Origin of the sequence: Bradyrhizobium sp. NBAIM14 (assembly GCF_020193895.1) — a bacterium.
Classification (GTDB): Bacteria; Pseudomonadota; Alphaproteobacteria; order Rhizobiales; family Xanthobacteraceae; genus Bradyrhizobium; species Bradyrhizobium yuanmingense.
In genome coordinates this window covers 97842-120747 of the sequence record NZ_JADYVQ010000004.1, presented here as the reverse complement: position 1 = coordinate 120747, position 22906 = coordinate 97842, and the positions used below count along the sequence as shown (strand labels likewise).

Here is a 22906-nt window from a genome sequence, read left to right as displayed (position 1 = left end):
GGCTTGCGAATCAAAGTACCGAACGATGCGTCGGCATCGTGTCGCATCCTCAGGCTGTCGCAACAATGCGGCAAAATACGGATTGGAACTGGGGAACTTCCGAAAGGACGGAAGAGGCAGTGGCTTTAACCTTTGTTAACGATCTGGACTCGCGCGACGATTGCGCACGGTACAGGACGCCGGAACGGCCAGATTGCGCGTGTTCCCTCGGCGAAATCCGGTGTATGAGTTCCTTCTCTTCATCCTTTCAACCTTTGCCCTGTACCTATGCCGATTTTCAACCAGTCGATCCGGCGCAAGATCGTCGGCATCGCGCTCGGATTGATCGTCCTGATGCTGGTCACCTCGATCCTGTCGATGGTGATGTCTAGCCAGGTCGGCATTTTGCTCGACGAGCTGACCAACCGCTACATCCCGGCCTATAGCCATCTGGCGCGCGCGAACATCCGCTCGCTGGAACGGGCGCTGGCGCAGCGGCGGATGGTGATGACCAGGATGGAGGCGCCGTCGGACGAGGAGGCCTACGCGGCGCGGCTTCGCGACTTCGAGGCCTTGGACCGCAATTTCGAGCGGGAGGCCGAGGCCGCTCGCAAGCTCATCAACGCGATCATCGACGACCCCAGGACGTATTCCGACAACGCCGCGCTGGCACGGCTCGACGTCCGGATCGAAAGCTCCGTCACCGAGCTGCGGCGCGATCTGGACGAGGGCAATGCGAAACTGCTCAAGCAGGTCGACGCCAAGGATATGGCCGCGGCCCGCGGCACGCTGGAACACCTCGACACGCTGCGCGATGCGTTCAACCGGAAGGTCGATGCGATCCGCGCCGACATGCTGGCGCAGGTCTATTTCTCGACGTCTCAGGTGATCGGCCGCCAGCACCAGACCATCATCGTCTCGGGGGTCGTAACCCTGCTCGCGGCGATCGTCGGCTTCGTGTTTGCGCTGCTGGTGAGTAGCGGCATTACGCGACCGGTGCGCCTGCTGCTGGCCGGCGCCCGCGAGGTCGAGGCGGGCCGGTTCGACAAGCCCATCACCGTCTCGACACAGGACGAGATCGGCGAGCTCGCCGCCGCCTTCAACCGCATGATCGAGCAGCTCAGGCACAACGAGCGCATTCGCGAGACCTTCGGCCGTTACATCGACCCGAAGGTGGTGCAGGGCCTGATCGACCGGCCGGAGGTCGCCATCGACGGTGAGCGCCGGGTGATGACCATCTTGTTCTGCGACATGAGCGGCTTCACCTCGATGAGCGAGGGCATGACGCCGCGCGGCCTCGTCAAGGTGATGAACCACTACTTCACCGTGATGTCTGCTCCCATCAGGAACAATCGCGGGATCATCGACAAATATATCGGCGACGCCATCATGTCCTATTGGGGGCCGCCCTTCATCGAGGAGGAGGAGCAGGGTCTGCTCGCAGGGCTCGCCGCCGTCGAGATGACCGATCAGGTGCCCGCGCTGCAGAAGCAGCTGCCGGACCTGCTCGGCATCCGCGCCATGCCGGCGCCGTGCGATCTTCGCATCGGCATCGCCACGGGCGAGGTCCTGACCGGCAGTATCGGTTCCGAGCTGATGATGAGCTTCACCGTGATGGGCGATGCCGTGAATCTCGCCTCGCGGCTGGAGGCCGTCAACAAGGTCTACGGCACCCGCATCCTGATCTCGCAGGCGACCGCGGACGGGATCGGATCGCGCCTGGAATTGCGCGAGATCGATCGTCTGGCGGTCGCGGGCCAAAGCGCGCCGCAGGCGATCTTCGAGCTGATGGCGAGACCGGGCGCGCTCAGCGATGCGCAAGTGAGCTTGCGCACGCATTATGCCGATGGTCTCGCCGCCTATCGTGCGCGGCGCTTCGACGATGCCCGCGCCGCCTTCAACGCGGCGCTCGAGGCGGTCCCCGGCGACGGCCCCTCGCGCACGATGCTCGGCCGCATCGCTCAATTTGTGGCCAATCCGCCGGATCCCGATTGGGACGGCGTCTGGCGGCTGGAGCAGAAATAGCCGTGCCTTTGCGGTCGGCACGCCGCGCCGGAAAAAAGATGCTACTCCATAACGATGTTCGCCGTGACCTATTTCCCGGGCTTAGGTTGGGTGTCCATGAGGCGTCTGATGGGGACACGCCGATGACACATCTCGAGGACAGGCTGGAACGGTTCGAGACGCTCAGCGCCGAATGCGAGCTGATCGCCAAGCTCGCCACCGACAGCAGCAAGCGCGAGTTCTATTTGAAGCTCGGGGAACAGTACCGTCAGCTGGCCGTCGATATCCGGCAGGCGATCGCGACGACGGCTGCGGCCTGAGCCGGCTGAAATCCGTTCTTAACGTTTGGCGCGCATCCTTGGAGCAAGCGAGCATCGCCGGTCGGCGACACTCGTTGGTGGGAAGGCCGGGGTTCGCTGCAATGCAGCGCGCCTCGTGAGTGTGATTTGCCATGTCTGACAGGGCAATCCCATGCGCCTCGTTGCAGTGATCATATTCGCGCTCATGACGGCGGCCTGCGATCAGGAGCAGGACATCACCGGCTCGACGAATCCGGCCTGTCCGTTGCGCAACTACAGCTACAATCCACGCGACATGAACCAGTGCGTCAGCGCCTGCAAAACGTGCGACCGCGGCACGACGGTCACCTGCACGACCTCCTGCACCCTCAAGGGCGCCCGCTGAGCACTTTGCGGATGCGCGGAACCGGTAGGGCACTCGAGCCAATGCCGGCGGTGCTGTAGCACCGGAACGATTCACATGCATTAATCATTGAAGGAGGCGGCAGGACGCGGAGTCCAATGGAATGGGTATGCTCGATCCCGGTCGATTTCTGGTGTCGTGCTCGCATTGCGATGCCTGGCCGATGGCGGCCAATGTGAAACGGTCGAGCTGGTCGGCGTCGCCGCACGAGGTCCGCTTCGTCTGCACGCGTTGCCGCCGCGAAGAAACGGCGATCGTCTCGGCCTCCGGCGAATTGACCCCCATCAAGCGCGTCGATGCCCCGCCACGCGATGTCGCTGTCGCCTGGGCCCAGGCGCAACGCTCGCGCGGGCGGTCCTGATGTTCGGCGTCGCCGTCTCGTCGATGTTTCGCTTCTCTGTCAATCTGCCCGCTCTAAAATATTCCACTTTACCGAAATTCGGAAATGACGTATGTGTCGCCCATCCCGGCTCAATCTCGAGGGGCGATCATGAGGTCGTCATTGTCGCGAGCCGGGCTTGCGGTGGACGCGGCAGCGTCGTGTACGAGAGCTGAGGGCAGGGCGGATTGCTCTCCGTGAGCCCGAGGCTTCGTACGGACGAGCGGCGCTGTCAGGTTCGTCGCGCCGGCATTTCGATGGCAACGTGCACAACGCCGTCGAACCCTGCGGCGCCAACGAACCGCGCGTACGGCAAAACCGTGTGGTCCTGGCCGTCGTTGCTACGGCCAAGCTCTGGCGAATGCGGCATTGACGTCAACCGGCGCGGTGCCGGCGACTTTCGCGGGAGCGAGGGAGGCCAGAGGGAACTCGGCTCCCGGGAGAGCGCGGCATAAGCCGTCCGACCATCGCGCAGGGAAGGCCGTGTGTTGGGCTTCACCTGTATGCTGCTGTGCGGTTCTTCCTGCGTGTGCTTTTCGCGCAGCGGACCGCGGGTGCCAGCCGGCACCCGGCCTTCCCTGCGCCCTCTTGGCTATGAGGGCAGCGAGACGAAGCAAAGCTCGGGCGAAGCAGCCGCGAGGCCGAGTACGCACGTCTGCGTCACACATTCGGTGTCATCGCCCGGCTTGACCGGGCGATCCAGTACTCCGAGACGCCAGTGATTGAATCGAGAGGCCGCGGCGTACTGGATTCCCCGCCTTCGCGGGGAATGACAAGTGTTACTTGGAGAACGCAGCGTCGCCTCACACTCCGTCATTGCGAGCGCAGCGACTTGTCCGCGGAAGCCTTTGGCGAAGGCGGAAGCAATCCAGAATCTTTCCGCGGCGGGATTCTGGATTGCTTCGTCGCAAGGGCTCCTCGCAATGACGAGGAGGAGAGAGCGAGCGCTACTCTTCGCTCTCGTGCCCTGGACGCAGCGCAGCGTCCCCCGGCGATGCGAAGCATCGTCCGGTTCAACGGTGCGCTGCCGAGCCGGCGCCCATCTATCCGCAATCGCCGTGTTGCCTGGCGTGCCGACTCCGCGCCGCAACGCCCGCGCGTTGCAACTTGTCCGGGACACGAGCGATGCGCATCGGTTCGCGTGGGGCTGCCGCCGACTCACTTCGGGAATGCCCGCCTGTTGTCCAGAGTGGATGTTCTGTGCCTTCCGAAAGATCTCAGGTTGTCGATCGTCACTTTAGCGAGGTATCCACGTAAGCAAACCCGTGTCTTCCCGGTAACGATTGTGCTGTCTGTGCAACACCCACATCGGATTTAACCCTTATCACCGGCGGTTCGCATCGCCGCCGCTTTTTGGCCACACCCGGACATGAATAAAATCGCTCTAATGTTTTAAGGGCAGTGGCGGTCTTCGAAGGCGACGAGAAAATCCCAAGGTCGATTCAAATCTTGGCTCTGATTTTTCGGGTCTGAAAGGGTTGGCCGGAGAAGCTGGTTGCGATGGGCGCGAAGATCAACAAGCAAAGGCTGCCGAGCCGTCACGTGACGGAAGGCCCTGCGCGCGCGCCGCACCGGTCCTATTTCTACGCCATGGGTCTGACCACCGAGCAGATCCACCAGCCCTTCGTCGGCGTCGCCTCGTGCTGGAACGAAGCTGCTCCCTGCAACATCGCGCTGATGCGTCAGGCTCAGGCGGTGAAGAAAGGCGTCGCGTCCGCCGGCGGCACGCCGCGCGAATTCTGCACCATCACCGTGACCGACGGCATCGCCATGGGCCATGACGGCATGCGCTCCTCGCTGCCGTCGCGCGAATGCATCGCCGATTCGGTCGAGCTGACCGTGCGCGGCCATGCCTATGACGCGCTCGTCGGGCTCGCCGGCTGCGACAAGTCGCTGCCGGGCATGATGATGGCGATGGTCCGCCTCAACGTGCCCTCGATCTTCATCTATGGCGGCTCGATCCTGCCCGGCAATTTCCGCGGGCAGCAGGTCACCGTGCAGGACATGTTCGAGGCGGTCGGCAAGCATTCGGTCGGCGCCATGTCGGACGAGGACCTCGACGAGATCGAGCGCGTCGCCTGTCCCTCGGCCGGCGCCTGCGGCGCGCAGTTCACCGCCAACACCATGGCGACCGTCTCAGAGGCGATCGGGCTGGCGCTGCCGTACTCGGCCGGTGCCCCGGCGCCCTACGAGATCCGTGACGCCTTCTGCATGACCGCGGGCGAGAAGGTGATGGACCTGATCGCCCAGAACATCCGGCCGCGCGACATCGTCACCCGCAAGGCGCTGGAGAATGCGGCCGCCGTGGTCGCTGCATCCGGCGGCTCGACCAATGCTGCGCTGCACCTGCCTGCGATCGCGCACGAGGTCGGCATCAAGTTCGACCTGTTCGACGTCGCTGAAATCTTCAAAAAGACACCATATGTCGCGGATTTGAAGCCGGGTGGCCGTTATGTCGCCAAAGACATGTTTGAAGTAGGTGGCATACCGCTTCTGATGAAGACGCTGTTCGACAACGGCTTCCTGCACGGTGATTGCCTTACCGTCACAGGCCGCACGATCGCCGAAAACCTCAAGAGCGTGAAATGGAATCCGCACCAGGACGTGGTGCACCCGGCAGACAAGCCCATCACCGTGACAGGCGGTGTGGTCGGCCTGAAGGGCAATTTGGCGCCAGAAGGTGCGATCGTGAAAGTCGCGGGAATGTCCAACCTCAGGTTTACCGGTCCGGCCAGGTGCTTCGACCGTGAGGAGGACGCGTTCGAGGCGGTCCAGAACCGCACCTACCGCGAAGGCGAAGTCATCGTGATCCGCTACGAGGGGCCGAAGGGCGGTCCCGGCATGCGGGAAATGCTCCAGACCACGGCAGCGCTGACCGGCCAGGGCATGGGCGGCAAGATCGCGCTCATCACCGACGGCCGCTTCTCCGGCGCCACCCGCGGCTTCTGCATCGGCCATGTCGGGCCGGAGGCGGCGGTCGGCGGCCCGATCGGGCTGCTCGAGGACGGCGACGTCATCGAGATCGACGCGGTGGCCGGTACCCTTAACGTAAAATTGAGCGACGCCGAGCTCGCCCAGCGCAGAACCAAATGGAGCGCCCGCGCGACTAACCACACGTCGGGTGCGCTCTGGAAATATGCTCAGCAAGTTGGACCGGCGGTCGGGGGGGCAGTGACCCATCCGGGCGGCGCGCACGAGAAACAGTGCTATGCGGACATTTAGGCGTGCCACAGTTGCGTTTGTGTTGGGGGCGGTTGCGCTGGCCGTGCCGGCGTTCGCCTTCGACGGTTCGCCGGTCAACCCGAAGGACGCCACCATCCCGGTCGTGACGACCTTGCCCGGCGCTGCGGGTGCGGTGCGCACTAAGGTTCCGCCGCAGGTCGCAACCCAGGAAACCTCGCTCAGCGCCTTGCAATATGCCGCCGAGGGCGGCCACCCCATCGCGCAGTGGAAGCTCGGCCGCATGTACGCCAACGGCGACGGCGTCGCCCAGGACGATCTGCGTGCCTTCGAATATTTCAGCCGGATCGCCAACGCGCATGCCGAGGACAGCCCGTCGGCGCCGCAGGCGCAGATCGTGGCCAACGCCTTCGTTGCCCTCGGCCGCTACTATCTGGCCGGCATCCCGAATTCGAAGGTCAAGGCCGACCCGGACCGCGCCCGCGAGATGTTCTCCTATGCCGCATCCTATTTCGGCAATGCAGACGCGCAGTACGACCTCGCCCGTCTGTACCTGAAGACCCCGGACGCCTCGCGCGAGGACTACCGCTATGGCGCGCGCTGGCTTGGCCTCGCCGCGCAGAAGGGCCAGCACCAGGCCCAGGCCTTGCTCGGCCAGATGCTGTTCAACGGCGACCGCCTGCCGCGGCAGGCCGCGCGCGGCCTGATGTGGCTGACGCTGGCGCGCGACAGCGCCGGTGCCGACGAGGTCTGGATCAAGGAAAGCTACAACCGCGCCTTCGCCAAGGCCTCCGACGACGACCGCGCTATGGCCCTGCAAATGCTGGAGCAATGGGTGCAGGGGCGTCGGGAGTGATCGGCTGAGGCGGCCTTAAGCCGCCTCGAGATCCAGATCCGCCCACACCGGCACGTGGTCCGACGGCTTTTCCCAGCCGCGCACATAGCTGTCGATGCCGACATTGGCGAGCTTGTCGCTGGCCTGCGGCGACAGCAGCAGGTGGTCGATCCGCAGCCCCTGGTTCTTCTGCCAGGCCCCGGCCTGGTAGTCCCAGAACGTGTAGAGCCCGCCCTCGTCGGTGACGGCGCGCAAGGCGTCGCTGAGGCCGATGCCGAGCAGGGACTGGAAGCTCTCGCGCGTCTCGGTCTTGAACAAGGCGTCCTCGGTCCAGGCGGCCGGATTGTGCACGTCGCGGGCATGCGGGATGACGTTGAAGTCGCCGGCCAGGATCAGCGGGACCTCCTCCTTCAGTCGCTCCTTCGAATAATCAAGAAGCCGCGACATCCATTTGAGCTTGTAGGGATATTTATCGGTCCCGACCGGATTGCCATTGGGCAGATAGAGGCAGGCGATGCGCAGCACGCCGGACTTCAGCGTGACCACGCCTTCGAGGAAGCGGGCATGGCTATCCTCGTCGTCGCCGGCAAGGCCCGACTTGGTCTCGTCGAACCTGAGCTTGGACAGCAGGGCGACGCCGTTGAACGTCTTCTGCCCGTGCGTCACCACGTTGTAGCCGAGTGCCTCGATCTCCAGCCGCGGAAAGGCCTCGTCGACGCACTTGATCTCCTGCAGGCAGACGATGTCCGGCTGGCACTCTTTCAGCCAGGTCAGGAGCAGATCGATCCGCTGCCGGACCGAGTTCACGTTCCAGGTGGCTACTCTGATGGGCATTGGCAGGGCTCCGGGCGGGGGGGTCTTGGTTAGAACAAAATGCAAACGCACCCGTCAAGCCGGCCGCAAAATCTCCCACAAAATTAACCCGGCTTAAGCAGGCCGCAGGCCATTGATCGTCAAGAGGTTCCTCGGATGGATGGCCGGACAAGGCGATGAATCGAACTCAGCCGCGTGACGGCCTGATCGGCGCGTTCCTGTATTGGCTCGGCGGCTTCGAGATCGAGGACGGTCTGACCGCCGATCTCAGCGAGCGCGAGATCCGCCGCATCCGCGCCAAGCAGATCGACGCGGTGACCCAGCTGATCCCCGTGACGATGGCCGTGACGATGTTGAACGTCGCCATCGTGCTGATCCTGTTCTGGGGCAGGGGCTGGAACGACTTCCTCGCCATCTGGGGCCTGACGCTCGCCGCCACCGCTTCGCTCGCGGTGCGCGCGTGGCACAAGTCGCATCAGAACCCGCCGCAGGAGGCTTCGCCCCGCGCGGCGCGGCAGATGCTGCGGCAGGCGTTTTTTCTCGCCGCGATCTGGGGCGCGCTGCCGCTCGCTCTGTTCAGCCGCATCGAGCCGACCAGTCAATTGCTCCTGGCCTGCCTGATGGTCGGCATGATGTCCGGCGGCGCTTTCACGCTCTCGACCTTCCCGCGCGCGGGCCTCGTCTATCTCGCGACCATGACGATCGCCTGCGCCGGCGCGCTCCTCCTGTGCGGCACCGGCCCATATCTGGTGACCGCCGTGTTCCTGCTGCTGTTCGCATTTTTCATGGCGCGTAACATCGTCTCCCAGGGCAACCTCTTCCTCGGCAATCTCAAGGCCCAGCTCGAGCTCGAGCGCCAGACCGAGATCATCTCGCTGCTGCTGAAGGATTTTCAGGAGAACGCCAGCGACTGGCTCTGGCAGACCGATGCAGAGGGACGTCTCGTCGACGTGCCGCAACGCTTCGCGGACGTCGCGCAGCTGCCGCTTCCGCTGCTGAAAGGCGCGCAGTTCGCCGACGTGCTCGACATGCTCTGCCCCGAGGACAAGTCAGCGGCCTACAACATCGTCGGCCTGATGGAGCAGGCCGAGCCGCTGCACGAGATGAATCTCAAGGTCGTCGCCGGCGGCGAGGCCCGGCTGTGGTCGCTGACGGCGAAGCCGGCCCATGATCGTGACGGTCATTTCCTGGGCTATCGCGGCTTCGGGCGCGACGTCACCGAGCGCTGGCGCGCGGAAAAGGCCGAGGCCGAAAGCCGCGCCAAGTCAGACTTCCTGGCGGTGATGAGCCACGAGATCCGCACGCCCATGAACGGCGTGCTCGGTCTTGCCAGCATGCTCCTCGAAACCAGGCTCGATCCGGAGCAGCGCGAGGCCGTCACCACGATCCGCGAGTCCGGCGACAACCTCCAGCGCATCCTCAACGACATTCTCGATCTCTCCAAGCTGGAAGCAGGCCGCTTCCAGTTCGAGGCGATCGACTTCGCGCCGCAGGCGCTGGTCGAGACGGTTGCGACCGTGGTGCGCGCCAGCGCCAAGAGCAAGGGGCTCACGGTCAAGGTCGAGCTCGATCCGAACCTGCCGCCGACGCTCCGCGGCGACGTCGCGCGCATCCGCCAGGTGCTGCTCAATCTCGCCTCCAACGCTGTGAAGTTCACCGACGAAGGCGAGGTGACGATATCGGCGACCTGCCAGGCGCGGCGCGACCTGCTGGCGACCGTCGAATGGACGGTGACCGACAGCGGCATCGGTATCGCGCCCGACAAGCTCGACCTGCTGTTCAGCGACTTCGCCCAGGCTGATGCCTCGATCAGCCGCCGCTTCGGCGGCACTGGCCTCGGCCTTGCCATCAGCAGGCGGATCATCGAGCAGATGGGCGGCACGATCGGCGTCATCTCGACGCCGGGAGAGGGCTCGACCTTCCGCTTCACGCTGGTCCTGCCCTGGAGCCAGGCGCAGGCGTCCGATCAGGCTGGCGGCCGCGACGAAGCCGACGAGCTCCAGGCCCGGATCTCCGGTCTCGACCGGCCGCTGAAGGTGCTGGTCGCGGAGGACGATGCGGTCAACCGCATGGTCGTGAGCAAGATGCTGGGGGCATTCGACATCGAGCTGCGTGTCGTCACCGACGGGACCGAAGCCGTCGCGGCAGCCTCCGAAGGCAATTACGACGTCGTGCTGATGGACGTGCGCATGCCCGACATGGACGGGCTCGCCGCCACCCGCGCGATCCGCGCGCAAGGCGAGCGCTTCGAAGCCATGCCGATCATCGCGCTGACCGCCAATGCCTTCCCCGAGGACATCAAGATCTGCCGCGAAGCCGGCATGTCGGACTTCCTGGCCAAGCCGCTGCGCAAGCCGGCACTGGTCGGAGCGCTCCTGCGGGCGCTGGACGGTCACGTCATGTCGGAGGACGCACCGCTCCAGCCGACGTTGATGCCGGTCGAGGTGGCCTGGACGGACGAGGAAAGGGAGATAACGGGCGCGTAGGCGCGCTAGACCGAGAAGCTCGTCCCGCAGCCGCAGGACGCGGTGGCGTTGGGATTGTTGACGCGGAACGAGGCGCCGATCAGGTCGTCGACGAAATCGACCTGCGACCCCGCCAGGAACGGCTGGGAGGCGGAATCGACCAGCACCACCGCATTGTCCTGCTCGATCACGAGATCGTCGTCGGTGCGGGCGCGGTCGATGTCGAACTTGTACTGGAAGCCGGAGCAGCCGCCGCCCTCGACCGAAATGCGCAGCATCGCGCCCGAGCCTTCGCCCTTGAGGATCTCCCCAATCCGGCGTGCGGCCCGGTCGCTGATGGTCACGGCAGTCGTCATTGTTGGTCTCCGATAGTCCCGGCGTCATACCCAATTCATTTGGTATCCCGCGCCCGACATAGTTAAGTGCCACCATACGCAGAATCAAATGGATAGGGACTAAATTCGCCGTGTCCGTCGGAATGGCAGCCCCCCGCGCGCCCTATGCCTGCGACCCCGATCGCAGCCGCGGCCGGCTGGTCGCCGAGCCTCCGAGCCGGACCCGCAGCCCGTTCCGGCGCGATTGCGATCGGGTGATCCATTCCACCGCGTTCCGCCGCCTCAAGTACAAGACCCAGGTGTTCGTGTTCCACGAGGGCGACCACTACCGCACCCGGCTGACCCATTCGCTGGAGGTGGCCCAGATCGCCCGCGCGCTGGCCCGCCAGCTCGGGCTCGACGAGGACCTCACCGAAACTCTGGCGCTCGCGCACGATCTCGGTCATCCGCCGTTCGGGCATGCCGGCGAGCGGGCCCTGGACGCCTGTCTGAAGGCGTTCGGGGGCTTCGACCACAATGCCCAGACGCTGCGCGTCGTGGCTTCGCTCGAGCACCGCTATCCCGAGTTCGACGGGCTCAACCTGACTTGGGAATCGCTGGAAGGCATCGTCAAGCATAACGGTCCGCTGACCGACCGCAGCGGCGCCCCGGTCGGGGGCTACCGCGAGCATGGCGTTCCCGTCGGGATCGCCGACTACGTCAAGACCTACGATCTCGAATTGTGGAGCTTCGCCTCGCTGGAGGCGCAGGTCGCCGCGATCGCCGACGACATCGCCTATGATGCCCACGACATCGATGACGGTCTGCGCGCCGGCCTGTTCCAGCTCGACGATCTCAAGGTGATGCCGCTGACGGCGGAGATCATCGCCGAGACTGCGGCGCATTATCCCGATCTTGAAGACGTCCGGCGCGGTGCTGAGCTGGTGCGCGAGCTGATCTCGCACCTGATCGGAGCGGTGTTTGCGGAGACAGGGAAGAACCTCGCGGCCGTGAAGCCGCAATCGGCCCAGGATGTCCGCCGGCAGAGCCGGGCGCTGGTCGCATTCCCCGCCGAAGTGGCCGAGGAAGAGGCCGCCATCAAACGCTTCCTGTACCAGCACATGTACCGCCACGCGCGGGTGATGCGGGTGATGAGCGAGGCCGAGCAGATCCTGTTCGATCTGTTCGCAAAATACCTGAAATCCCCCAGCGAGCTGCCGCCGGAATGGCTGCTGGGGGCTGAGGCCGACGACGAGGGCGACCGGGCCCGCCGGATCGGCAATTTCATTGCCGGAATGACCGACCGCTTCGCCCTGACCGAGCACCAGCGGCTCTTTGACTCGACCCCGGATTTGCGTTAGGCGGCGGCCATGCCCCAGACATCCTCATCGCTGCATCTGTTCGCCGACGTGCTCGCACGCGTGCACGGCGCCTGCCGCGCGCTTGCGGCGGATTCCAGCTGGCCCGAGGGCATCGATTTCTCCCGCGTCGTCGTCGAGCCGCCGCGCGATGCCTCCCATGGCGACATGGCGACCAACGCCGCCATGGTGCTTGCGAAAGAGGCAAAGGCAAAGCCGCGCGATCTCGCCGAGCAGATCGCCGAACGGCTGCGCACGGATGCGCTGATCGCCAAAGTCGATGTCGCCGGTCCCGGCTTCATCAATCTGACGCTGAAGCCGGCTGCCTGGGCCGAGGCGCTGCGCACCGTGCTGCGCGAGGGTGCCGAATACGGCCGCATCCGGGGCGGCTCCAAGGTCAATGTCGAATACGTCTCCGCCAATCCGACCGGGCCGATGCATGTCGGCCATTGCCGCGGCGCCGTGTTCGGCGACGCGCTGGCGAGCCTGCTCCAGTTCGCCGGCCACGATGTCACGCGCGAATATTACATCAATGACGCCGGCGCCCAGGTCGACGTGCTCGCGCGCTCAGCCTTCCTGAGGTATCGCGAAGCGCTCGGCGAGGACATTGGCGCGATCCCGGAAGGGCTCTATCCCGGCGACTACCTCAAGCCGGTCGGGCAGGCGCTGGCGACGGAGCATGGCGACAAGCTGCTCGCGATGAGCGAGGCCCAGTGGCTGCCGACCGTGCGCGCCAAGGCCATCGCGATGATGATGGACGAGATCAAGGACGATCTCGCCGCCCTCAACATCCGCCACGACGTGTTCTTCTCCGAGCGCTCCCTGATCGAGACCGGCAACAACAAGGTCGCCGAGACCATCGATTTCCTGAAGGCCAAGGGCGACATCTACGAGGGCCGCCTGCCGCCGCCGAAGGGCGCGCCGGTCGAGGATTGGGAAGACCGCGAGCAGCTGCTGTTCAGGGCGACCGCCTACGGCGACGACGTCGATCGTCCGCTGATCAAGTCGGACAATTCCTACACCTACTTCGCCTCCGACATCGCCTATCACAAGGACAAGTTCGACCGCGGCTTTGCCGAGATGATCGACGTCTGGGGCGCCGATCACGGCGGCTACATCAAGCGCATGCAGGCGGCGGTGAAGGCGACGACGTCGGCTAAGGGATCGCTGGACGTCAAGATCGTCCAGCTCGTGAAGCTCCTGCGCAGCGGCGAGCCGGTGAAGATGTCCAAGCGGAGCGGGGACTTCGTCACCTTGCGTGACGTGGTGGATGAAGTCGGCCAGGACGCCGTCCGCTTCATGATGCTGTACCGGAAGAACGACGCGGTGCTCGATTTCGACCTCGCCAAGGTCATGGAACAGTCGCGGGACAACCCGGTGTTCTACGTCCAGTACGGCCATGCCCGCGGTCACTCGATCTTCCGCAATGCTCGCGCCGAGGTGTTCCCGGAACTCCCAGAGGATGCCGGCGCGCGGATCGCATGGCTCGCTGAGTCGGCGGTGGAACGGTTGTCGGACCCCGTAGAGCTCGATCTTCTTAAGCGCCTCGCAATTTATCCGCGCATGCTGGAAGCTGCCGCCGCGGCCCATGAGCCGCACCGAATTGCCTTTTATCTCTATGATTTAGCCAGCGAATTTCATGCACTTTGGACGAAAGGGCGCGATTTGCCCTATTTACGCTTCATTATCAATAATGATGCAGATCTTACAAAGGCGCGATTGGCAATGGTCCAGGGCGTCGTCTCGGTCCTGGCATCGGGCCTCGCCATCCTCGGCGTCCATGCCCCGGACGAGATGCGGTAGTTTGGGGCGAACTACTTAAGGGGAATTCGGGGGTAACCGGCAGAAGCCGGATCGCTTAGACTTGGTTGAAAGCCTTGTGGGTCGAAAGCCGTGCCTTGGTCGAGGGGCGCGCGGCTTTCCCGAAGGGACGCATCATCACGATGGCCGAACGATATCAGGACAGACCGTTTCCTTCCGATGACTATGGTCGCGGCGGCGACCAGCATGGGAAGGCGGATAGCGATCCCTTGGCCGAGCTCGCCCGTCTGATCGGGCAGACCGATCCGTTTGCAGCGCAGTCGCGTCCGCCGGCGGCGCCCGCCCAGAGCTATCAGGACCACGATTACCGCCAGCTCGATGATCAGCAGGACTACGCGGAGCAGGCACCGTCGCCGCCCTCATGGATGCGGCGTGCCAACGTGCAACCGCAGCCGACACCCGCGCCGGAGCCTGATTATCCGGTCACCGTAAGCCCGGTCCACCCGCTGCATCGCTACGCGGCCAAGCCTGCCGCGCCCGAGCCTGTCGTTCATCAGCCCCAGGCCTATCAGGACACCTATCAAGATCAAGCTCATCAGGAGCAGGCCTATCAGCAGCATGGTCAGGCCTACCAGGAGCAGTCCTATCAGGAGCCGTATGCGCAGCCCGATCCGTCGCGCTACGACGATGCGCTCTATGGTCGGCTGGAGACAGGCGAGCAGGACTATCAGCGCGAGCCGGCCTATCCCGACGACCCTTACGCCGACCAGAGCGACTATCCGGAGGACGAGGTCGAGGAGCCGAAGAAGCAGCGCGGCGGCATGATGACGGTCGCGGCGATCCTGGCGCTTGCCGTGCTCGGCACCGGTGCTGCATTCGCCTACAAGACCTATATCGGCTCGCCTCGTAGCGGCGAGCCGCCGATCATCAAGGCCGACAACACCCCGACCAAGATCGTGCCGGCGCCGACGGACTCCGCGGTCAAGGTACCGGACCGCATGGTCAGCGGTGACGGCACCGAAAAGATCGTGCCGCGCGAGGAGGCGCCCGTCGACGTCAACGCCAAGGCGGGCGGGCCGCGCGTGGTGTTCCCGCCGCTGAACCAGAATGCGAACCCGCCCTCGGTGGCGAGCGTGTCACCATCCACCGTGCCGCCGCCGAGCGCGGGTCCGAGCCCGAGCAACGGCACGCTGCCGAACAATTCGCCGCGCGCGATCAGGACCGTTGCGGTGAAGGGCGATCAGACCGATAGCGCCGTGCCGCAATCGGCCGCCGCCAAGCCGGCGCCCGCGGCGCCGAAGCCCGTTGCCGCGCCGGTTGCGCCCGCCGCGCCGCGCAATCCGCCGACCTCGGCCAATGCCAGCGCCAACCAGCCGATGTCGCTGGCGCCGCAATCGTCCCCGGCGGCCGAGCCGCCGCAGCGGATGGCTGCGACCAACCCGACGCAGATCGCGCCCACAAACAGCGGTGGCGGCTACATCGTGCAAGTCTCCTCGCAGCAGAGCGAGGATAGCGCCGCCGCATCCTACCGGGTGCTCCAGGGCAAGTACGGCAGCGTGCTCGGTTCCCGTTCGCCCGTCATCAAGCGTGTCGACCTCACCGACAAGGGCAAGGGAGTCGTCTACCGCGCCTTCGCCGGCCCCTATGGCTCGGCCGAGGAAGCGACGCAAGCCTGCAACAATCTGAAGTCCGCAGGCCTGTCTGCCTGCTTCGTCCAGAGGAATTAACGGTCGTTTCCTTGACCCCCTTGCGGGGCAGAGTTAATCGGCCGTTATGAGCACGCGGGCCTTCATTACCGGCGTATCCGGAACGGAACTGACCGCCGCCGAGCGGGAGTTTATCCGTGCCGAACGCCCATGGGGCTTCATCCTGTTCAAGCGTAATGTCGCAACACCAGCACGAGTTGCTGCGTTGGTTGCAGAATTGCGTTCGGTCGCGAAGGCCCCCGACGCGCCGGTCCTGATCGACCAGGAGGGGGGACGGGTGCAGCGGCTGGGGCCGCCACACTGGCCGGTCTATCCGCCGGGGGCCGTATTCGCGAATTTGTACGACACTGATTCGGCCCTCGGGCTCACCGCGGCGCGCCTCAGTGCCCGCCTGATCGCAGCCGATCTCGCCGATCTCGGCGTTACCGTGGATTGCCTGCCCTTGGCGGATGTGCCGGTGCCGGGCGCCGATGCGGTCATCGGCAACCGGGCCTACGGCACCGAGCCCGGCAAGGTCGCGGCGATTGCCCGCGCCGTCACCGAGGGCCTGGAGCAGGGCGGCGTGCTGCCGGTGCTCAAGCATATTCCCGGGCATGGCCGCGCCACCGCCGACACCCATTTCAAGCTGCCGACCGTCGACACGCCCCGGGACGAGCTGGAGCGGACCGATTTCGCCGCATTCAAACCGCTGGCTGATCTGCCGATGGCGATGACTGCACATGTTGTGTTTAGCGCCTTCGACCCCGCCCATCCGGCGACGACATCTGCGACAATGATTGCTGACGTGATTCGCGGCGCAATCGGGTTCCAGGGTTTGTTAATGAGTGATGACGTGTCGATGAACGCGCTGTCGGGAAATATCGCCGAGCGGACTCGCGCGATCTTCGCGGCCGGCTGCGACGTGGCCCTGCATTGCAACGGCAACATCGAGGAGATGCGCGACGTCGCCGGCGAGACACCTGAACTGGCCGGTGGGGCGCTGGAGCGGGCGAACGCCGCGCTCGCCGCACGCAAGCCGCCGCAGCCGTTCGACCGCGTGGCCGCACGCGCCGAACTGGATGCATTGATCGCACGGGCAAACACGGCATCGGCATGACTGCAGAAATCCTATCGTTCGAAACCGGGCGGCCCGCAGAGCTCGCCGAGGGTGAGCCGGCGTTGGTGGTGGACGTCGAGGGCTATGAGGGCCCGCTCGATTTGTTGCTTGCGCTGGCGCGGCAGCAGAAGGTCGATCTCGCCAAGATTTCGATTCTCGCGCTCGCCGACCAGTACCTCCATTTCATCGAAGCCGCGCGAAAGATCCGGCTGGAGCTCGCCGCGGACTATCTGGTGATGGCCGCATGGCTTGCCTTCCTGAAGTCGCGCCTGCTGCTGCCGGAGCCGCCGAGCGCGGAAGGCCCGAGCGCCGAGCAGATGGCGACGGCGCTCGCCAACCGGCTGCGCCGCCTGGAAGCCATTCGCGAAGCCGCCAACCGGCTGATGAACAGGCCGCAATTGCAGCGCGACATCTTCGCGCGTGGCGAGCCCGAGCACATCGCCGAGATCAAGCACCCGAAATACACGGCCACGCTCTATGATTTGCTCACCGCCTATGCCGCGCAACGCCAGTCGCGCGTGCTGGCGAGCGTGCATCTGGCCAAGCGCACGGTGTGGTCGCTCGCCGAAGCGCGCGCCACGCTGGAGCGGCTGGTCGGCAGCATCACCGAGCAGGACGATTGGGGTGTTCTCGACGACTTCCTGATCCGGCATGTCGCCGACCCGACGCAGCGCGCGACGGTGTTCGCCTCGAGCTTTGCCGCCGCGCTCGAACTGGTGCGCGAAGGTCAGCTCGAGCTGAATCAGAAGGAAGCGTTTGCGCCGATCTATTTCCGGAAGGGGCGCCCAAAACCGGTCCCGGACGCAGCTCCTGCGCCTGATGCGCCGGTCGCTTAAGTGCAAGAAGGAGAATCTGCCATGGCAAGCCTGGCTGAAGTGCGGGTAGAAGAGGCCGAGCCGATGGAGAACGAATCCCAGGCGCGTCCCGAGGAGTTGCGGCTGCTGGAGGCGCTGCTGTTCGCCTCGAATGAACCGCTGGACACCGCGACGCTGGCCAAGCGCATGCCCGAGGGCGTCGACGTCAAGGCTGCGCTCGAGCAGTTGCAGGCCGATTATGCCTCGCGCGGCGTCAATCTCGTTCGCGTCGCCAACAAATGGACGTTCCGCACCGCGGGCGATCTGGCCTGGCTGATGACGCGGGAGAGCACCGAGACCCGCCGCCTGTCGCGGGCCGCAATCGAGGTGCTCGCGATCATCGCCTATCACCAGCCGGTGACGCGGGCCGAGATCGAGGAGATCCGCGGCGTCGTCACGTCGAAGGGCACGCTCGACGTGCTGCTGGAGACCGGCTGGATCAAGCCGCGCGGCCGGCGCAAGACGCCGGGCCGGCCCTTGACCTTCGGAACGACCGAGGAGTTCCTGTCGCAGTTCACCCTGGAACAGCTCGGCGACCTGCCGGGCCTGGAAGAGCTGAAGGGGACGGGACTGTTGGATTCGCGTCTGCCCACCGGGTTCAGCGTGCCGACGCCGTCGGATGATCCGGCCCTGCGGGAGGACGAGGATCCGCTGGAACCGGGCGATGACCTCGATCTCGCCCTTGCGCCTGCGGTCGAGCCTGAGAGCCCGCCAGAAGGCGGCAATGAGGGTGGCAGCGAAGGCGGCGCCGAGGACTGACGTACCGGCGAAATACGGGCCCCTGCGACCAGTTAACACTAGCAGGATTGCGTAGCGCCGACAGCGAATTGGCGCTGCCTTGGTCCTTGTTTTTGAGGTCTGCCAAGCCTAGGTTTCGGTGAGATCGGCCGGGTCCCCGGCCATGCGCGTTTGGAGGGTTGCAGGATGGGTTCACTCAGCATTTGGCACTGGATCTTGGTGATCGCAGTGGTCCTGCTGCTGTTCGGCCGCGGCAAGATTTCGGATCTGATGGGCGACGTGGCTCAGGGCATCAAGGCGTTCAAGAAGGGCATGCAGGACGACGACAAGGCTGCCGAGAAGCCCGAGCCGGCGAAGTCGATCGAGCACAATGCTGCGCCGACCGCGACACGGTCCGACGTCGGCAGCAAGGCCGTCTGAGCCGGAAGAAGCACGCGAGACGCGGGTAGCGGCCCGATCCTGCGCGCAAGGGATTGGGCCGGCTCCGGCTTCGCGTGAACGGAAGACCTCATGTTCGACATCGGGTGGAGTGAACTGGTCCTCATCGGGGTCGTGGCCCTGATCGCCATCGGCCCGAAAGAGCTGCCGGGCGTGCTGCGCATGGTCGGGCAGTGGATGGGCAAGGCGCGCAAGATGGCGGCCGAATTCCAGGGCCAGTTCCAGGAGGCGATGCGTGAGGCCGAGATGGCCGACCTCAAGAAAAGCTTCGACGAGGTCAAGGAAGCCGCCACGGGTTTCAATCCGATGAGCTCGCTCCAGAAGGACGTGAGCGACGCGCTTCGCATCGATGCGCTGGACAAGCCGGCCGAGACGCCGGCCGCTACTGCCGTCGATCCGCCCGTCACGCCCACGACACCGGAGACCCCGACGCCGTCGACCTTCATGGAAGCCGAAGCGCATGCGGCCGCGAACGAGCCGCTCGCGATTACCCGTGAGGTCGAACAGGCAAAGGTTGCGCAGGACACCGCGCCATCCGAAGCGATCAAGGACGCCAAAGCGTCATGACCGACGCCGATATCGAGGCCAGCAAAGCCCCGCTGATGGACCATTTGATCGAGCTGCGCTCGCGGCTGATCAAGGCGCTGCTCGGCTTTGGCCTGGCCTTCATCTTCTGCTTCTTCTTCGCCAAGCAGATCTACAACGTGCTTGTCTGGCCGTTCGTGTGGATTGCGGGGCCGGAGAACTCGAAATTCATCTACACGGCGCTGCTCGAATATTTCATCACCCAGCTCAAGCTCGCGCTGTTCGGCGCCGGCTTCATCTCGTTCCCGATCGTGGCGACGCAGATCTACAAGTTCGTCGCGCCCGGGCTCTACAAGCACGAGAAGCAGGCGTTCCTGCCGTATCTGGTCGCGACGCCGTTCTTCTTCGTCCTGGGCGCGGCGCTGGTCTATTTCGTCGTGCTGCCGATGCTGGTGCGCTTCTCGCTCGGCATGCAGCAGACCGGCGGCGACGAGACCGCGCAGATCCAGCTGCTGCCCAAGGTCGGCGAATATCTGTCGCTGATGATGTCGCTGATCTTCGCCTTCGGCATCGCCTTCCAGCTGCCGGTGATCCTGACGCTGCTCGGGCGGATCGGCATCGTCAGCTCGACGATGTTGCGCGAGAAGCGCCGCTACTTCATCGTCATGGCCTTCGTGATCGCAGCCGTGCTGACGCCGCCCGACGTGCTCAGCCAGTGCTCCCTCGCGTTTCCGCTGATGGCGCTCTACGAGGGCTCGATCCTCGCGGTGGCGATGGTGGAGAGGAAAGCGGCCGCCGCACAGGCTGCCACCGGCACTGACGTGTCGACGCCGGCCAATCCGGCGGAGTAGGGCGACCAAGCCCACCGGTGTCATTCCCCGCCTTGTGCGCAATTGCGCACTGGAGCGGGGAATCCAGTACGCCGCGGCCCCTCGGGGAAACACTGACGTCTCTGGAATACTGGATCGCCCGCTTTCACGGGCGATGACAGAATGCTAGGGGAAAGCGCGCCAATGTAAGTTGTCGGCATAAACGTTGACTATTTACGCGCTGATCCAGGACCACAGCCATGCACGACATCAAAGCGATCCGCGACAATCCGCAAGCCTTCGACGCCGGCCTCGCACGGCGCGGTTTGAAGCCGATGTCGGTCTCGCTGCTCGCGATCGACGAGAAGCGGCGTGCGGCGATCCTCGCCTCCGAGCAGGCGCAGGCGCGGCGCAATGCAGCTTCGAAGGAAATCGGCGATGCCAAGAAGGCCAAGGACGAGCCGCGTGCGTCGAAGCTGATGGCCGAGGTCGCCGAGCTCAAGACCACGATGCCCGAACTCGAAGCGGCGGCAAAAGCCGCTGACGATGAGCTGACCAAAGAGCTGGCCGCGATCCCGAACATTCCGTTCGAGGACGTGCCCGACGGTCTCGACGAGCACGGCAACGTGCAGCATCACGTGTTCGGCAACAAGCGCAACTATGGCTTTGCGCCGAAGCTGCATGACGATCTCGGCACCGCGCTCGGCTACATGGATTTCGAAGCGGCGGCAAAACTCTCCGGCGCGCGTTTCGTCGTGCTGAAGAAGGGGCTGGCGCGGCTCGAGCGTGCCATCGGCCAGTTCATGCTCGATCTGCACACCACCGAGCACGGCTACACCGAGATCAATCCGCCGCTCCTGGTGCGCAACGAGGTGATGTTCGGCACCGGGCAATTGCCGAAATTCGAGGACGATCAGTTCTGGGCGATCAAGGGCGAGCTGCTCGCCTCGCCGGACCATGAGCGGCTGAAGACCGAGCGCCTCGGTCTGATCCCCACCGCCGAAGTGTCGCTCACCAATCTCGCCCGCGAATCCATCCTCGATGAGAAGCAATTGCCGATGCGGCTGACCGCGCTGACGCCATGCTTCCGCGCCGAGGCGGGTGCGGCGGGGCGCGACACTCGCGGCATGATCCGCCAGCACCAGTTCACCAAGGTCGAACTGGTCTCGATCACGACGCCGGAAGTGAGCAAGGACGAGCTGGAGCGGATGCTGTCCTGCGCCGAGCAGGTGCTGCAGAAGCTCGACCTGCATTACCGTGTGATGACGCTCTGCGCAGGAGATATGGGCTTCTCGGCGCAAAAAACCTATGACATCGAGGTCTGGATGCCCGGGCAGGGCGAGGGCGGGGCGTTCCGCGAGATCTCGAGCTGCTCGGTCTGCGGCGACTTCCAGGCACGGCGCATGGATGCGCGCTCGCGCGGGCCCGACGGCAAGCCGCGCTTCGTGCACACGCTGAACGGCTCCGGCACCGCAGTCGGCCGCGCGCTGATCGCCGTGATGGAAACCTATCAGCAGGAGGACGGCTCGATCGCGGTCCCGGACGTGCTCCAGCCCTATATGGGCGGGCTGAAGGTGATCGCGCGCGACTAAAGGGTTTTCCCGCGAAGTGGGCAGCGGTTCGCGTCCGAAAACGCGGCATGACGAGAATCGCGTTGCGAAGATCGGGCGGCCGGCTATCCTGCCGGCCCGTCCACGCGAACCCTCCGTTCATGGCCTTGCACCGCGACATCTTCTGGGTCGGAAGACAATGGGCGGTGACGGGGGCCGGGATCCAGGCCATCGACCAGCGCCTCCGAGGCGTTCTCGACATCGGGATCGCGCGGCTCTGGGACGATGATCTCGTGCAGAGCCGGCGGGCCAAGCCCGGGGTCAATGCTGCGGATTTCGACAAGGCGCTGAGCGTGGCACGCGAACGCTTTCCGCAGGAGCCGACGTCCGATCCGTTCGTCGCGCAGCTGAAGGCGCTCGGCGTCATCGAGGCTTCCGTCGTGAACCCGGTCGTGCCGGCGATGCAACTGCGTGCAGAAGGCCGGCTTGCGCGCTTCCTGCCGCAATGGCGCGTTCGCCGCTAGCGGGACCAGCCAGGGAACCAGCCGCCGGACCGCAATCGTCCGGTTTGCCTGATCGGCGCTGGCCGGATAAGACGGCTCAGACCCGCTTTCAGGAATCGAACCTTCCGCATGCGCATTCTCTGCACCAATGACGACGGCATCCACGCTCCCGGCCTCAAGGTCGTGGAGGAGATTGCGCGCGCTTTGACCGATGATGTCTGGGTGGTGGCGCCCGAGCTCGACCAGTCCGGCGTGTCGCACTCGCTGTCGCTGAACGATCCCTTGCGTCTGCGCGAGGTCGGCCCACGGCACTTCGCCGTGCGCGGCACGCCGACCGACTGCGTCATCATGGGAGCGCGCCATATCCTGGGAGCCAAGCTGCCCGATCTCGTGCTGTCCGGCGTCAATAAGGGCCGCAACGTCGCCGAGGACGTGGTCTATTCCGGCACCATTGCCGGCGCATTGGAAGGCACCATCCTGGGGTTGCCGTCATTCGCATTGTCGCAGGAGTTCAGCGTCGAGACCCGCGAACGGCCGCCGTGGGACACGGCCCGCAAATTCGGGCCCGATATCCTGCGCAAGGTGATCGCCGCCGGCGTTCCGAAGGACACCGTCATCAACATCAACTTCCCATCCTGCGCGCCGGAGGATGTGCTTGGCATCCGCGTCACGCGGCAAGGCAAGCGCAATCTCGGCTTCCTCAGGATCGACGAGCGCCGGGACGGCCGCGGTAATCCTTATTTCTGGATCGGCTTCGAGCGGACCGCGATGCTCGACACGCCCGCCGACGGCACCGATCTCGCGGCGCTGCGCGAGCGCTACGTCTCGGTCACCCCGCTCAGGCTCGACCGCACCGACGAGGCGTTTTCGGAGCAGCTTGGCCTCACCCTGAAATAA

General features: G+C 65.1%; 21 protein-coding genes. 19 read left to right on the top strand and 2 right to left on the bottom strand.

Annotated features, from left to right (window positions below):
* Positions 1-267: 267 nt before the first annotated feature.
* The 6 genes from I6F28_RS12335 (at position 268) to I6F28_RS12310 (ending at position 7100) form a co-directional block, all read left to right on the top strand.
* Positions 268-2004 (top strand): adenylate/guanylate cyclase domain-containing protein, encoded by a 1737-nt coding sequence (locus I6F28_RS12335; protein ID WP_225125264.1) that lies wholly within the window; start codon positions 268-270, stop codon positions 2002-2004.
* Between the two features lie 122 nt (positions 2005-2126).
* On the top strand, positions 2127-2303 hold the full coding sequence (locus I6F28_RS12330) for a hypothetical protein (RefSeq protein WP_192893196.1): 177 nt from the start codon (positions 2127-2129) through the stop codon (positions 2301-2303).
* 151 nt (positions 2304-2454) lie between these two features.
* On the top strand, positions 2455-2667 hold the full coding sequence (locus tag I6F28_RS12325) for a hypothetical protein (RefSeq protein WP_109143656.1): 213 nt from the start codon (positions 2455-2457) through the stop codon (positions 2665-2667).
* Between the two features lie 121 nt (positions 2668-2788).
* On the top strand, positions 2789-3046 hold the full coding sequence (locus I6F28_RS12320) for a hypothetical protein (RefSeq protein WP_036009816.1): 258 nt from the start codon (positions 2789-2791) through the stop codon (positions 3044-3046).
* 1518 nt (positions 3047-4564) lie between these two features.
* Entirely contained in the window at positions 4565-6286 is a 1722-nt protein-coding gene (gene ilvD, locus I6F28_RS12315; protein WP_225139997.1) for a dihydroxy-acid dehydratase, read from the top strand.
* Entirely contained in the window at positions 6273-7100 is an 828-nt protein-coding gene (locus tag I6F28_RS12310) for a tetratricopeptide repeat protein (RefSeq protein WP_225139996.1), read from the top strand. Before ilvD ends, I6F28_RS12310 begins: the two co-directional genes overlap by 14 nt.
* Positions 7101-7115: 15 nt before the next feature.
* On the opposite strand, the gene xth is transcribed toward I6F28_RS12310, so the two are convergent.
* Complete coding sequence (xth, locus tag I6F28_RS12305) at positions 7116-7913, bottom strand: exodeoxyribonuclease III (protein WP_225139995.1); 798 nt, start codon at positions 7911-7913, stop codon at positions 7116-7118.
* A gap of 155 nt (positions 7914-8068) precedes the next feature.
* Here xth and I6F28_RS12300 point away from each other — a divergent pair, with 155 nt between their 5' ends.
* Positions 8069-10378, top strand: coding sequence for a hybrid sensor histidine kinase/response regulator (locus I6F28_RS12300; protein WP_225139994.1), 2310 nt, complete (start codon positions 8069-8071; stop codon positions 10376-10378).
* Positions 10379-10383: 5 nt separating this feature from the next.
* Here I6F28_RS12300 and erpA read toward each other — a convergent pair whose 3' ends face one another.
* Positions 10384-10713, bottom strand: coding sequence for an iron-sulfur cluster insertion protein ErpA (gene erpA, locus I6F28_RS12295; RefSeq protein ID WP_024342679.1), 330 nt, complete (start codon positions 10711-10713; stop codon positions 10384-10386).
* 110 nt (positions 10714-10823) lie between these two features.
* Between erpA and I6F28_RS12290 the strand changes: the two genes are divergently transcribed.
* From I6F28_RS12290 to surE, 12 genes are all read left to right on the top strand, one after another.
* Positions 10824-12032, top strand: coding sequence for a deoxyguanosinetriphosphate triphosphohydrolase (locus I6F28_RS12290; protein ID WP_225139993.1), 1209 nt, complete (start codon positions 10824-10826; stop codon positions 12030-12032).
* A gap of 9 nt (positions 12033-12041) precedes the next feature.
* Entirely contained in the window at positions 12042-13832 is a 1791-nt protein-coding gene (argS, locus tag I6F28_RS12285) for an arginine--tRNA ligase (RefSeq protein WP_225139992.1), read from the top strand.
* A gap of 140 nt (positions 13833-13972) precedes the next feature.
* The gene (locus tag I6F28_RS12280) at positions 13973-15517 is read left to right on the top strand and encodes an SPOR domain-containing protein (RefSeq protein ID WP_225139991.1); all 1545 of its coding nucleotides are present in this window, start codon (positions 13973-13975) and stop codon (positions 15515-15517) included.
* A gap of 46 nt (positions 15518-15563) precedes the next feature.
* Positions 15564-16592 carry a beta-N-acetylhexosaminidase gene (nagZ, locus tag I6F28_RS12275; protein WP_225139990.1) on the top strand — a complete coding sequence of 343 codons (1029 nt, stop codon included), beginning with the start codon at positions 15564-15566 and terminating at the stop codon, positions 16590-16592.
* Complete coding sequence (locus I6F28_RS12270; protein ID WP_036012765.1) at positions 16589-17428, top strand: segregation and condensation protein A; 840 nt, start codon at positions 16589-16591, stop codon at positions 17426-17428. The genes nagZ and I6F28_RS12270 overlap by 4 nt, the downstream gene beginning before the upstream one ends.
* A 21-nt stretch (positions 17429-17449) precedes the next feature.
* Complete coding sequence (scpB, locus tag I6F28_RS12265; RefSeq protein ID WP_036012763.1) at positions 17450-18205, top strand: SMC-Scp complex subunit ScpB; 756 nt, start codon at positions 17450-17452, stop codon at positions 18203-18205.
* Between the two features lie 165 nt (positions 18206-18370).
* Entirely contained in the window at positions 18371-18604 is a 234-nt protein-coding gene (locus tag I6F28_RS12260) for a twin-arginine translocase TatA/TatE family subunit (protein ID WP_036012762.1), read from the top strand.
* A gap of 90 nt (positions 18605-18694) precedes the next feature.
* A complete protein-coding gene (tatB, locus tag I6F28_RS12255; protein ID WP_225125278.1) occupies positions 18695-19189 on the top strand; it encodes a Sec-independent protein translocase protein TatB in 495 nt (164 codons plus the stop codon).
* Complete coding sequence (tatC, locus tag I6F28_RS12250; RefSeq protein ID WP_036012758.1) at positions 19186-19998, top strand: twin-arginine translocase subunit TatC; 813 nt, start codon at positions 19186-19188, stop codon at positions 19996-19998. Before tatB ends, tatC begins: the two co-directional genes overlap by 4 nt.
* Positions 19999-20216: 218 nt before the next feature.
* Complete coding sequence (gene serS / locus I6F28_RS12245; RefSeq protein WP_036028231.1) at positions 20217-21548, top strand: serine--tRNA ligase; 1332 nt, start codon at positions 20217-20219, stop codon at positions 21546-21548.
* 119 nt (positions 21549-21667) lie between these two features.
* A complete protein-coding gene (locus tag I6F28_RS12240; RefSeq protein WP_036012756.1) occupies positions 21668-22030 on the top strand; it encodes a hypothetical protein in 363 nt (120 codons plus the stop codon).
* Positions 22031-22138: 108 nt separating this feature from the next.
* Positions 22139-22906 (top strand): 5'/3'-nucleotidase SurE, encoded by a 768-nt coding sequence (gene surE / locus I6F28_RS12235; protein ID WP_036012754.1) that lies wholly within the window; start codon positions 22139-22141, stop codon positions 22904-22906.